Raw genomic sequence first — 13,908 nt, 5'->3', positions numbered from 1 at the left:
CAGAGTTACCAGGGATGTTGAGTGCTTTTTCGATGTCTAGCGAACCAGTTGGCACGCAGGTTAAAAGAAAGAAGTCAGTATGTGATGTAGAGAGCAAAAATCAGGGATAATATATGAGGCCAGATGTATTTATTAAAAAAGTAGCACGTCGTGTTGTATGGGCAGTTAAAGGACGACCTGTCGCGCCCAATTTATTAGAAATGGTTTGGCCTGAAGACAAACTGACAGCGCCACCACCGGTTCATATTCCTGAAGGTTACTTATTACGTCAATTTGAGTCTAAAGATCGACAAAATTATTTCGATTTGTTTGTTGCTGCTGATATGGAAAAACCCCCGTTGGAGTATTGGGAAAAACATTTGCTTCCTAATGGTTTTTTTGTCATTGAACATCAGGAAAGCGGTGCTCTCGTAGCAGCATGTTTCGCATCGCATCATCCAACCGCGAAACATGCCCAGGCAGGTAATTTTGGTTGGCTTGCTGTAGATCCTAAACACAGAGGTCGAAAATTAGGACAAGCAGTTGCTGCTGCGGTGACTGCACGATTAATTTCAGCGGGGTATAAGCGTATTTATCTGGAAACCCACGATCATCGTTTACCTGCCATTGCCATCTACCTTAAAATGGGATGGGTGCCGCTGTTGTACTTACCTGAAATGAATATGAGATGGGCTAGTGTTTGCAAAAAACTAAATTGGCCATATACTCCTGAATCTTGGTTGGCATAATTGATTCCATGCATTTGGTCATATGGACGTAATTTTTAAGAACATTAAGGTTAGTAAAAATAAAATGATACCAATATCTAAACCCAATATTTCTGAACTAGAAATTCAATTTGTTACCGAAGCAGTGTCTTCCGGGTGGGTCTCATCCATGGGGCAATATCTTGAACGTTTTGAGAGAGAGTTCGCTCAGTATTGCGGGGTGAAGCATTGTATTTCTACATCTAATGGCACTGTGGCCATTCACCTTGCTCTTGTGGCTCTTGGGATTGGTGCTGGTGATGAAGTCATTATTCCCGATCTTACTTTTGCAGCGACGGCTAATGCGGTGATACTTGCCGGAGCCAAACCGATATTAGTTGATGTTCGACGCAGTGACTGGTGTATTGATCCAGAGGCAGTTCGTCGTGCAATTACTCCAAGAACCAAAGCAATTATCCCGGTTCATCTGTATGGGCATCCATCCGAGATGAATGCTTTGCAGACCATTGCCAAGGAGCATCATTTAAAAATAATTGAAGATGCGGCAGAAGCACACGGTGCAGAATATCATAACAGGCGTGTGGGCGGTTTGGGTGATTGTGCCACATTTAGTTTTTATGGAAACAAAATTATTACCACAGGCGAGGGCGGTTGTATTACTACAGACTCCGATTCTATCGCTGAGCGTGCTCGCCTGCTTCGCGATCATGGCATGAGTAAAGAGCGGCGATATTGGCATACTGAGGTCGGATATAATTATCGGATGACCAATCTGCAGGCTGCCGTCGGCGTGGCACAGATGGAACGAGCCCATTATTTTATGACCGAGAGACAGCGTATTCTTGACACCTACAAACATTTCTTATTCCCCCATGGTTTTTTAATGAACCCGTACCTGGAGGGGACACGACCAGTCAATTGGCTAACTTCTGTGTTATTACCTTCTGGTACTCGCGAGGATCGTGATAAACTATTAGCGGAATTGAAGGCGCATGGAGTGGAAACAAGAACCTTTTTTTACCCACTGTCTGCTATGCCTATTTATGAAGGTGGAAATAATCCGGTATCTTCTGAGTTATCGGCTCGAGGATTTAATCTGCCTACTTTTCCGGAACTTACTGATGAACAGATTCAGCATGTTTCAGAAACTCTTTTAGAAGCAGCAAAGCACATTTTAGTTTAAGGAAGTAAGAAAGTATGAACGCGTCACCAAAAATAGCACTTATTACTGGTATCACTGGACAAGATGGAGCTTATCTTGCAGAGCTTTTACTCAAAAAAGGTTATATCGTTCATGGTTTAAAACGGCGAAGTTCGTCATTTAATACCAGTCGCATCGATCATTTAATTACCGATGAACGTGATCCTAATTGCCGCTTTTTTTCCCATTTCGGAGATATGACGGATTCCATGAGTCTTATGCATGTGATTCAAAAAGTGAGACCAGATGAAATATATAATCTGGCCGCACAATCTCACGTAGCCGTATCTTTTGAGGAGCCAGAATATACAGCAAATTCTGATGCTCTCGGAGCATTACGTATTCTTGAGGCGATTCGTATTTTAGGACTTGAAAAAACCTGTCGTTTTTATCAAGCCTCCAGCTCCGAATTGTATGGCCTGGTTCAGGAAATGCCGCAAACGGAACATACCCCTTTTTATCCACGCAGCCCTTACGCGGTCTCAAAATTATATGCTTATTGGATTACTGTGAATTATCGGGAAGCCTATGGAATTTACGCGTGCAATGGTATTTTGTTCAACCATGAATCGCCTATTCGCGGGGAAACCTTTGTTACCCGTAAAATTACTCGAGCATTGGCGCGTATTAAATTAGGGATGAAAAAGTGTCTGTATCTAGGAAATTTAGATGCCAAACGTGATTGGGGACATGCGCGAGACTATGTGGAAATGCAGTGGTTAATGTTGCAGCAAAATGAGCCAGAGGATTTTGTTATAGCGACTGGCCATCAATATAGTGTTCGCGATTTTGTGAATGCTGCTGCAGTTGAATTAGATATGAAAATCTCTTGGTCTGGCGCTGGGGAAAATGAGCGCGGTTTTGATGAAAAAGGCCAGTGTATTGTAGCTGTAGATTCTCGGTATTTTAGACCCACCGAAGTGGATACTTTATTAGGTGATTCCTCTAAAGCTAAAGAAAAACTCGGATGGTCTCCAAAAATTTCTTTTAAAGAATTAGTCGCTGAAATGGTGGCCGAGGATTATAAATCAGCTCAAAGAGATAGCCTTGTGAAACTTCATGGCTACAAAACCAGGGAGTATAGTGCATGAGCGTACTTATTCCCGCAGAGCAGATACAGCAACGAGTTGATGAGCTGGCCAAACAAATCAGTGCCGATTACGAAGGTAAAACCCTTGATGTGATCTGTCTGATTAATAGCGCCAGTTTATTTTGTGCCGATCTTGTGAGAAAACTGACTATTCCAACTCGGCTGCACTTTTTAGGATTTAGCAGTTATTCAAAGGGCACTCCTTCTGGAGAAGTTCGCATAACACAAGATATCAATGAACCCTTGTTTGATCGCCATGTTTTGATAATTGAAGGCATTGTGGTTAGCGGTCGAACGCCACGTTATGTGCTTGATTTGATCGGATTGCGTCAACCAGAAAGTCTGACAATGTGTGCGCTTGGCATAAAACCTTCCCAACTGGCAGTTGATTTGCCTTTAAAGTATGTCGCCTTTGAATTGGGCTCAGAAGTAGCAGTGGGTTATGGTATTGGCTCTGGCCCCGAAAAAGTATTGGGAAGTCTGGTTCAAGGAAATCACTAATAGTTAAGGTCATTTAATGAAATCACAGAGCTGTAATCAACTACGCGTTCTTTTGGTTGGTGGGTATCCTCCTCCTTTCGGTGGGATAGCAACACATCTGGCTTCTTTAGTTCCTGGTTTAAAAGAACGGGGGGCTGAGGACGTTGCGGTCATCACCTTTAGTAATGTTGACGAAGTAGAAAAAATCTCCGGGGCAACTGTTTACCGTCATAATATCAAGCGTCATCTTTTTAGACTTTTAAATCCACTTAACTGGAGACTGATATCCAGGGTTATTCGCGATATGATGCCAGCAGGGGTGGGGGCTCGGAGTTTAATAGGAGAATCTCTGAAAGCTATTCTTGTTCATCGAGTTGCCGAACGACATAACAGTCAGGTCGTTAATTTTTATGAGAGCAACGCTCATTTTGAAATGGTACCCCTGGCCCATCACTGGAGACGTAAACGTGGCATTGCCCTTACTATTTTTGGGGAGATGTACAGTTCACCAGAGTTTATGAAATCTCGACAAGCCTTAGTTAAAAAATCAATGGATCTTCCCGCGGTTGTTTGGGCCTCTAGCGATCATTGTGCCAGAAGCTTCAAAACGATGGGCATAGACAGGTCAGTTAAAACCGTTTATCTGGGTGTTGATTTGGCTAATGAGGATCACAGTGCTCTGCGGGACAAATTTCGTGCTGAACATAAAATAAAACAAGACGATGTAGTCATTCTTTTTATGGGCCGATTTGTAAAAGATATGGGATTAGATGTTTTGTTGCAGATCATGCCGGAATTATTGAACGATGCACCCCATATAAAATTGATTTTAGCCGGAGCTACAGGAGATTTATCAACCGATGCATCTGAGCTGATGAAAAGATTCCCTGATCAAATAACCATTTTTCAAAATTTTCCATTCTCTATTCAACAGTCTTTGTATAGTGCTGCGGATATAGTAGTTGCGCCTTCATTTTGCCAAAGAGCCTGTATGGGACTTTCGATCAAGGAGGCTATGGCCGCAAAACTTCCTGTGGTAGCTACCCTGAGCGGGGGAATTCCAGAAGCTGTAGTCCATAATGAAACAGGATTTCTTGTTCCCCTCGATCCTAAAACGCAGGCTGCCGATACTTCTCAATTTAAAGAATATCTCAGTGCGCTAATCAATAATAAGGAGTTACGTCTGCAAATGGGAATGGCTGGGCGTAAACGGGCTGAGGTCATTTTTTCCGTAGAAACCACCATGAATCAAATTGCTGATATTTTCATGTCTGTTCAAGAAAAGGTGAGATTGAGGCAGATTTAATGCATAAAAGAAAAATATCTCTTTATTTTGGCTCCATAACGCTACGTCGTTCCTTTCAGGCAATTGGGGTTTGGTTAACGGCTTTTTTAAAAAGCTCAACTTCTCAACGTAATGAATTACACCAGTTAATCAAAGAGGTCTATTGTCCAAACAGTGCAGGGGTATTTTCATTTGGCAGCGGCCGATCTTCATTAACGGCTTGCCTTAAAGCAGCAGGGATTGGACCTGGCGACGAAGTCTTATTATCAGCCTACACTTGTCTGGCCGTACCGACTGGCGTTATTGCTGCTGGAGCAAAACCTGTTTACATTGACATAAATCCCAATACCTTAAATGCAGAAAGCCAGGCTATTTTTACCAGTTTATCGCCACGGGTTAAAGCAATAGTGATACAACATACTTTGGGTAAGCCTGCTCAAGTTAATGCCATTGTTGAGCAAGCCAGAGAGCGAGGGATTCTGGTCATTGAAGATTGCGCCCTATCCTTGGGATCAAAAGCAAATGAACAATATGTTGGCACATTTGCTGACGCAGCCATATTATCCATGGAGCTATCAAAAACGCTCTCTGCTGGCTGGGGTGGAATTTTAATAGTAAATAATCAGCAACTGACCAAGGATGTGGAGCAGCTTTACTCAACTTTAAATGAACCCTCATGGTGGTCATCGACACGCGATTTATGGCAAACGGTAATCTCTACCTGGTGTCATCATCCTTCATTTCCTCCTTTGCTTGAAAAATATGTCTTTTATGCCGGCTTTAAAAGTCGTTTCTTTCGACCATCTACTCCTAAACCAGAGTTTGAGGGGATTGTTTCTTCTGACTTTTTGGTAAAAATGGGCGGAATTCAAGCTGGATTAGCCGTGTTGCAATGGCGTGATTTTTTTAAAATTGTATCGGCGTGTGAACAAAATGCACGTACCCTTAGGGATGCTTTATCTCGTCTCCGATTTTTAGCCCCAGGCTCTCCTGAGAGTAATGAATTTTCCGTGGCTCCCCGTGTTTCTATATTGGTTACCGATAGAGAGCTTGCTATTAGCTACTTTAGAGACAGAGGCATTGAGTTAGGCATGTGGTTTGATGGGCCATTATCGCCTGTTCCGGAAAATGTTGTTTTTAATTATCAGGCAGGCAGTTATCCTATTGCTGAGCAGATAGCAAAACAGGTAGTAAATTTACCCTGCCATAGTCGCCTAACCGGTAATGACCTGCAGTATATAACTCATTTATTAGAAAAATTTAGTCACGAACATCCAGGATGTGTTTTAGAACAATAAGTTGTTATCTATTGATAATTGAACATTAGAATTGGAAATCAAATTTATGTGTGGAATTGTAGGAGCATTATCTTTTAATGATTCATCCTTTGAAATAAATGAATCATACATTGTGAAATTACGTGACACTATGATCCACCGGGGACCTGATGGCGGAGGAGTTTGGATCTCCTCGGATCATAAGGTCGGGCTAGGTCATCGTCGTTTATCAATTATTGATTTGTCCGAGAAGGCTAATCAGCCGATGAGTAATGAGGATGGAACCATTTGGCTTACCTATAATGGTGAAATTTATAACCATGCTGAAATCCGTAAAGAGTTAGAAGAAATTGGCGGTCATGTCTGGAAAACAGACCATTCAGATACAGAGGTCGTTTTGCACGCCTTTGAGCAGTGGGGAATTGACTGCTTACAAAAATTTCGAGGGATGTTTGCCATTGCTATTTGGGATAGCAGAAAGCAGGAACTGTGGTTGATTCGTGATCGATTGGGCATTAAACCGCTGTATTACAGTATTCATAATGGCCGAATCGTTTTCGCATCGGAAATAAAAGCACTACTGGAGGATGAGGGACAGGTTCGAGAAATAAATGAAGAGGGCTTTTTTCATTATATGTCTTTTCTGACTGTTCCAGCACCTGACACTCTTTTTAAAGGTATTCATAAATTACCTTGTGCCTCATGGATGTGTATCAAAGCAGATGGCCAGATTAGCGAAAATCGCTATTGGGATGTTTTGGATCATCTTGAGCCCATGCATGAGCGTTCAGATAATGAAATAGCCGAGCAGCTGCTAGGTGAATTAAAAACGGCAGTAAAATTATTAAAGGAAAGTGATGTTCCGGTAGGTATCTTTTTATCAGGAGGTATAGACTCGAGCACTAATGCCGCCCTTTTTTCGGAAGGGGATACAGGCTCGGTAAAAACCTTTTCCATAGGTTATGATGGACAATATGAAAGTTATCAGAATGAATTGCACCATGCTAAATTAGTTGCGGATAAAGTAGGTGCCGAATATCATGAAAAATTGTTGAATGTAAAAGATTTAATCGATTTTATGCCGCATATGGTTCATTTACAGGATGAACCAATAGGCGATTCTGTTTGTATCCCCTGCTATTATGTGGCAAAGCTGGCTCGTGATAATGGCGTTATTGTTTGTCAAGTGGGTGAGGGTGCAGATGAACTGTTTTGGGGATACTCAAAATGGAAAGCGAAACTGCAATTACAACGTGTGGATGATATCCCTGTCCCCCGAGTTTTAAAAAAACTGCTGGTTAAAGCTTTAGGGCTTTTTAATTTTAGATATGATTGGCGTTACGAATATTTAAGAAGAGGAAGTCGTAGCCAGCCCATATTTTGGGGCGGTGCGGAGTCATATACACAAACTGAGAAAATGTCATTGCTATCACCGCGGATGAGAAAAAAATTTAAAAACCGGACCTCATGGGAAGCAATAGCCCCAATTCGTAAACGTTTTGAAGAAAAATCAAAAACAAAATGCCATCTTGAATGGATGAGTTATATTGATTTAAACATGCGGTTGCCAGAATTATTATTGATGAGGGTAGACAAAATGAGTATGGGCGTCTCATTGGAAGGAAGAGTTCCCTTTTTGGATCATAAAGTGGTTGAATTGGCGATGAGTATCCCCACAGAAGTTAAGACTCGTAATGGCACCCTTAAGCACATTCTCAAAAAGGCAGTGCGTGGTGTTATACCTGATGAAATCATCGATCGAAAAAAACAGGGATTTGCAGCGCCCATGAAAGATTGGTTTGATGATCGTTTAGGCCAAGTCGCTGCAGAAGAGTTAAAAGCGTTTTGTGCGGAGACCGATCTTCTGGATTGGAGTGAAGTTGAGAAAATGCTCAAAAGTAAAAAACGAGATCGGATTTGGCCACTTCTTAATGCAGCTCAGTGGTGGAAGTCCTACGTTAAAAGGGTTTAATGATGAAACAGGTTTTAATCAGTAAAGGTAAGGCTATTGTGGGTGAGGTTCCTGCACCGGGTGTTGGAGCTGGCGAAGTTTTGGTACGCGTGCACACTTCATGTCTGTCCGTTGGTACTGAGATGAGTGGTGTGCGTTCGAGCGCTGTTCCTTTATGGAAGAAAGCACTAAAGCAACCAGAAAAAGTGGCAACCACCCTGAAGATGGTTTCGACCATGGGTTTTAGCCGCACCTGGAGTCTTTTGGAAGAGAAAATTGATGCGGCTCATCCTACTGGATATTCTGCAACCGGAACTGTGATCGCAGTGGGTACGGATATTCATGATATTGCAGTCGGAGACCGAGTTGCCTGTGCGGGAGCTCAATGTGCTCATCATGCAGAATTTATTCGCGTGCCAAGAAACCTATGTGTGAACCTGCCCGAGACATTGAGTTGGGAAAGTGCTTCTACAGTTACTTTAGGTGCTATTGCCATGCAAGGCGTGCGACGTACTCAACCTACTTTGGGTGAAACCTTTGTAATTATTGGTTTGGGTATTCTTGGGCAACTGACTGCTCAGTTATTAAAGGCAAATGGATGTCGTACTATCGGGATAGACGTGGATAGAGAGCGAATTGCTTTGGCCTTAAGTCTCGGCATGGACATGGGGCTTTGTCCTGATGATGGGGACAGCATTGATCAGGTTGCACGGTTGACTGATGGATTGGGTGCGGATGGGGTGATTATTACCGCCGCTACTCCATCTGACGCGGTAGTTTCTACAGCATTTAAAGTGTGTCGTAAAAAAGGTCGGGTAGTTCTTGTGGGTGATGTAGGTTTAAATCTTAACCGTGCCGATTTTTATGTGAAGGAAATTGATTTTTTAATTTCCAGTTCTTATGGTCCAGGTCGTTATGATCATCGCTATGAAGAACAAGGACTGGATTATCCGGTAGCCTACGTACGTTGGACAGAAAATCGTAATATGGGCGAATACTTACGATTATTAGCTGAGAATCGTATACAGGTTGAACAATTAATCTCTGCTCGATATCCCATTGCTCAAGCGACACAAGCTTATGCTTCGCTCACTGAAGCTGCTGTTAAGCCGATGATGGTTCTTTTGACCTATCCTGAGAGTGAGGAGAAACCAGCTCATACTATCCGGTTAAAGCCTGCAGTAGCTTCTACTGCAGGAAAAATCCGTATTGCCGTATTAGGCGCGGGTGCTTTTGCACGTTCTGCCCATTTACCTAATTTAAAAAACATGAGTGACCGTTTTACTTTGCAAGCAGTAGCAACACGGACGGGGCATAGTGCTGCAGCTGTGGCTAAACAATTTGGCGCGAGTTATTGTACGACTGATTTTGAAGAGGTTCTTGGTGATCCCGATGTCGATGCGGTAATTATTGCGACTCGTCATCAACAACATGGAGCTATGGCTTTGGCAGCCATGCAGGCCGGAAAACATGTATTGGTAGAAAAACCTCTTGCCTTAACCGCAGCAGAACTTGCAGCGCTTGATGAATTTGTCACATCAAATACTGATAAGCCTTTGCCGGTATTATTAACCGGTTATAACCGTCGTTTTTCACCTTATGCAAAGCGCATGGCTGAATTACTGGAGCAACGAAGTGCGCCTTTTATCCTCAACTATCGCATGAACGCAGGTTATATCCCTTTAGATCACTGGGTACATGGAGCAGAAGGTGGGGGGCGTAATTTGGGTGAAGCATGTCATATTTATGATTTGTTTACTTTTTTTGCCAATGCCGAAGTAGCAGAAGTCAGTGCTCATTCTATTATTCCAAAGTCGCATCATTATGGACGTAATGATAATTTCATTGCCACCATGACTTTTAGTGATGGTTCGGTAGCAAGCTTGACCTATACGGCTTTAGGCTTTAAAGAATATCCAAAGGAAATAGGAGATCTCTATGTTGACGGAAAACTCATCACTCTCTCTGACTATAAATCTCTTGAGGCTCATGGGATTAAAGGCAAGTCATTCAAAACATCAATGCAGGAAAAAGGCCTGCGCGAAGAATTAATGGCTTTTGCCGATGCAATTAATGGTGCTGATTGGCCTATCCCATGGTGGCAGCAGCTCCAATCTGCAAGAATAGGCTTAATGGTAGAAAAACAAATTGGTAATGATGGTGCACATAAAGAATGATGGGGCGCTTAAAACAAATTATTTCTGAATCGGGTTATTCCGGATTAGTTAAACGCTTGTCCGCTCGAGTTCTTCGTGAACGAAATATGATGTTGTTTTTAGCGAGAGATACTTGTTTTGGCAGTTATAAAAAACAAGATCAGCCCTTTGTTTTAAATAGCTTACTAAAGAGGGAAGAGGCTGATTTGTGGCGCGATACAAGCCGCATTCCACAAGAGGTCATTCATCATTATCTGGAGCATCGATTTGATTTGCTTGGCTCGGGGTGGGTAAAAATTTTTTACGGTATGAATTGTAGGGGATTGGAACAATACCGTTTTGCATCAGCCCCTTCTATTCAACCGGATAATCAAGGGCATTGGCTTAGGAAGCGAATTAATAAGTCGAATTTACTCTCGGCCCAAAAAATCTGGCAACAAGTCGATCCTGATTACATTCCTATTGATTGGCAGATAGACTTTAAATCAGGCTATCGCTGGTCTGAAAAAACCTGGTCTAAAAAAATTAAATTTGGCCATGAATTAGGCGTTGATGTGAAAGTTCCCTGGGAATTGGCTCGTATGCAGCACTTGCCTCAACTCGCTCTGGCTTGTTTTTCCAGTACTCCGAATGAAAAAAGCAAGTTGCGGTCGCGTATTAAAAGTGAATTTCAAAATCAGATACTTGATTTTATTGCGACTAATCCTCCTGGATATGGGGTCAATTGGATTTGTCCTATGGATGTCGCCATTCGTGCGGCCAATTGGCTCTTAGCCTGGAATTTGTTGCACGTTGCTGAGTTTAATTGTTCCAAATCTTTTGAAGAGTTTTTCGCTCAGAGCATTTATGAGCATGGGCTCTATATTATCGAAAATTTGGAATGGATGCCCGATCGGGCAAACCATTATCTTGCTAATGTTAGCGGTCTTGTTTTTATTGCAGCCTCTCTTCCTTCGACAGAGGAAACCGATCTTTGGCTGGCTTTTGCCGTACAAGAGCTCATTGTTGAAGTGGAAAGACAATTTGATGAAGATGGAGGAAATTTTGAGGGCTCAACTTCCTATCATCGTCTTTCAGCTGAAATGGTTTATTATGCTACTGCCGTAGTACTGGGGTTAACGGAAGAAAGGCTCGCCAAATTAAAATCTTATAATCATCAACACTTTAAAAAAAGACGTGGCAAGCCAGGGTTACAGCCGGCTCCATTGACGTTTTATCCGACCGGCCAGATTCAATACAGTCCATTTCCAAGAACCTACTTGCAGCGTATGGAGCGTATGGCTGAGTTTATAAGGGATATAACCAAGCCTGATGGTAGTATCCCTCAAATTGGTGATAATGACAGTGGGCGTTTTTTCAAGTTGGATCCGGTATATCAGGTGATGACGGTTAAGGATGCCCGGGAGCGTTATACTAATTTAGATAATTATGATGCTTTGTCCAATCACGCAAACTACTATATGGAAGATCATTTGGATTGCAGTCATATTGTTGTTGATGGCTATGCGATGTTTGGTCGAAATGATTTTGCTGATTGGTTAGGCGGACAACAAGTCGCTCGGCATAAGGTCGATGCTATCATGCTCAGGGCTCTTGCTGCACATCACCAGATATCGCCTGGCCTGATTTTAAATTCAGCGACCCAATATGGAACAATAGCTACTGTTGAAGCATTTCATGAACAATTATTGTATGTGCAGGGCTTACCCGAAGGACGGCTCCAGAAAACTGAATTTACCGTTAAAGAAGATGGTTTATTAGAGGGCCTAAAACTTCTTGCATATCCTGATTTTGGCTTGTTTCTTTTCAGATCACCTCGTTTGTATTTAGCTATAAGGTGTTGGATTGGTAATAAACTTGTTCATTCTTCTCACCGGCATCAGGATCAACTGTCTGTGGAATTATCAATTGATGGGAAGAACCTGATTTGTGATCCAGGCACTTATTTATACACATCCTTACCTGCTGAGCGAGGTAAATATAGAGAAAGTGACAGTCATTTCTCCCCTTTTTCGAGTTTTAATAAATCAGATACCCAGACCGCTCATGTATTTAGTACTCTTCAATTAGAAAAAGCTCATGTGGTTTATTGGGGGGCAGAAGGTTTTGTTGCCACAACAACTTTAATAAAAGAGACGCATCAGCTGTTAATTTCTCTGGGAAATAAATCGGTAGTGATTTATCATGGATGCGATGGGCCTCAGAAGAGCAGACATAAAAAACAGCTCGCGTTTTCGTCAGGGTATGGAATTAGAGATAGAATAGGGACGGATAGGTAATGATTAATTATTTTTCAAATTTTAAATCTACAATTAAAAATCTATCAAGTAAGGACAGCTTTTGGGACCTTTTAGGCTTGTATCTGCTGTTGTTATTACTCACATTGAACCCCTTCCATTTTTTTCTCTTCGACAAGATAGTGTTTTATCGTGAAATAATTTCAGGCATGTTTTTAATATTATGCGGTATGAAATACCTTTCTAAGGGAAAAGAGACTTTAGATCAACACTATGATGCAGGAATCGATATAGGACTGGTTATTTTTTTTCCTTTAATCCTGTTAGTATTTGCTGTGCTCGATACAGGCAAGAACTTGTACGATAACGATATTACAGAGACATCATTGCATTTAAGGTATCTGAACCCTGATCTGTATGTATTAAGAAATGCTCTTTTATATGTTCCTATGGTTGTTTATTTTGCTTTAAGAGGACTGAAGAGTAGTGAAATACGAAAAATTGCGTTACTAACCGTTTTGATAGCACCATTCAGTATTTTTGCATTTATTTATTTTTTCCATCTCGGAACACTTACTACATTTGGGGCAATGGTGAAATTGAAGGGCACTGGATTTCAGTATAATACCTATATTCCCTATTTAACTTTTGCCGCTTTATCTGCGGTTTATCTGTGTAATGCCCCGACCTCTAATAAGTTAGAAAAATATATTGCTTTAGCGGTGTTGGTATTCCTCATTATCTATACCTATTTATCAACCAGCCGTCAGTCCATTCTGTTTATTCTACTTTCTGGTTTTGTTTTTTTTGTTAAAAATGATGCACTCACTTTGAAAAAAAAGTTGATCCTGTTGCCTGTTTTTTTATTATGTATTTGGACTATTTTTAAATTAATCACCACTGATTTCTCTTGGGAGAGCCTCACTTCATTCAGTGCCGCTCATTCGATAAGTGCCAAGGTGGATGGTTCTGATTATACGGATAATTCCAATATAGAGCGCTTTAATCAGATTGACGGTGCTAATCAGATTGATTATGCATTTGATAAATACCGCACGTTAAGAACCCCGCGCTGGGAAATCATGAAGCACGGTTTGTCTTTGCTTCAGCCACAGGAATATTTAACCGGAGCGGGTTTGTCCAGTGTCATTAACTCAGGCCCCCACAACGATTACATCAGATGGTTACAGCGTATAGGTATTCTAGGCATGTTATTCGGCTTTTATCCCTTTGTACGAGCCTTGTTTTCTATTGCTGGATTACGAAACTCCCTTCAGAATAAAAAAAATAAAATGATTCCTCTTTACCTGACGTTGGCAATTTTATTTACTTTATACCATTCCTTCTTTGGGTACCCTAGAGAAGATGCCTACCAAGCAGTCTATTGTTTTCTTGGTTTGTCTATGTGGTTAGGAGTCAGGAAAGAGTATGGTTTAGTCTCGGTGATGAAGCCAGAAAGAAAAAAACTGTTGTCGCGTTTGATATACGCACGATAAAAAACTGGTTAACAATGGAAATAAAATA

Annotated in this window: 10 protein-coding genes; all 10 read left to right on the top strand. The window is 41.6% G+C overall.

All coding sequences use genetic code 11. The annotated features are described in order from the left end of the window. Nucleotides 1–113: 113 nt before the first annotated feature. The 10 genes from LOX96_RS05610 (at nt 114) to LOX96_RS05565 (ending at nt 13,880) form a co-directional block, all read left to right on the top strand. A complete protein-coding gene (locus LOX96_RS05610) occupies nt 114–728 on the top strand; it encodes a GNAT family N-acetyltransferase (protein WP_250421065.1) in 615 nt (204 codons plus the stop codon). A gap of 64 nt (nt 729–792) precedes the next feature. Next, on the top strand, nt 793–1,890 hold the full coding sequence (locus tag LOX96_RS05605; protein ID WP_250421064.1) for a DegT/DnrJ/EryC1/StrS family aminotransferase: 1,098 nt from the start codon (nt 793–795) through the stop codon (nt 1,888–1,890). Nucleotides 1,891–1,904: 14 nt separating this feature from the next. Continuing rightward, a complete protein-coding gene (gene gmd / locus LOX96_RS05600) occupies nt 1,905–2,999 on the top strand; it encodes a GDP-mannose 4,6-dehydratase (protein ID WP_250421063.1) in 1,095 nt (364 codons plus the stop codon). Then, entirely contained in the window at nt 2,996–3,499 is a 504-nt protein-coding gene (locus LOX96_RS05595) for a phosphoribosyltransferase (RefSeq protein ID WP_250421062.1), read from the top strand. The genes gmd and LOX96_RS05595 overlap by 4 nt, the downstream gene beginning before the upstream one ends. 16 nt (nt 3,500–3,515) lie before the next feature. Further along, nucleotides 3,516–4,784, top strand: a complete 1,269-nt coding sequence (locus LOX96_RS05590) for a glycosyltransferase family 4 protein (RefSeq protein WP_250421061.1) — start codon at nt 3,516–3,518, stop codon at nt 4,782–4,784. Further along, nucleotides 4,784–6,061 carry a DegT/DnrJ/EryC1/StrS family aminotransferase gene (locus LOX96_RS05585; protein WP_250421060.1) on the top strand — a complete coding sequence of 426 codons (1,278 nt, stop codon included), beginning with the start codon at nt 4,784–4,786 and terminating at the stop codon, nt 6,059–6,061. Before LOX96_RS05590 ends, LOX96_RS05585 begins: the two co-directional genes overlap by 1 nt. A 46-nt stretch (nt 6,062–6,107) precedes the next feature. Continuing rightward, nucleotides 6,108–8,012 carry an asparagine synthase (glutamine-hydrolyzing) gene (gene asnB / locus LOX96_RS05580; protein WP_250421059.1) on the top strand — a complete coding sequence of 635 codons (1,905 nt, stop codon included), beginning with the start codon at nt 6,108–6,110 and terminating at the stop codon, nt 8,010–8,012. After that, on the top strand, nt 8,012–10,168 hold the full coding sequence (locus LOX96_RS05575) for a bi-domain-containing oxidoreductase (RefSeq protein WP_250421058.1): 2,157 nt from the start codon (nt 8,012–8,014) through the stop codon (nt 10,166–10,168). The genes asnB and LOX96_RS05575 overlap by 1 nt, the downstream gene beginning before the upstream one ends. Continuing rightward, the gene (locus tag LOX96_RS05570; RefSeq protein WP_250421057.1) at nt 10,165–12,426 is read left to right on the top strand and encodes a heparinase II/III family protein; all 2,262 of its coding nucleotides are present in this window, start codon (nt 10,165–10,167) and stop codon (nt 12,424–12,426) included. Before LOX96_RS05575 ends, LOX96_RS05570 begins: the two co-directional genes overlap by 4 nt. Before the next feature lie 167 nt (nt 12,427–12,593). Next, nucleotides 12,594–13,880, top strand: coding sequence for an O-antigen ligase family protein (locus LOX96_RS05565; RefSeq protein WP_250421056.1), 1,287 nt, complete (start codon nt 12,594–12,596; stop codon nt 13,878–13,880). Nucleotides 13,881–13,908 lie beyond the last annotated feature (28 nt).

Source organism: Legionella maioricensis (genome assembly GCF_023618015.1).
GTDB lineage: Bacteria > Pseudomonadota > Gammaproteobacteria > Legionellales > Legionellaceae > Legionella > Legionella maioricensis.
The sequence above is the reverse complement of the archived record's forward strand: the minus strand, read 5'-3'. Positions and strand labels throughout refer to the sequence as shown.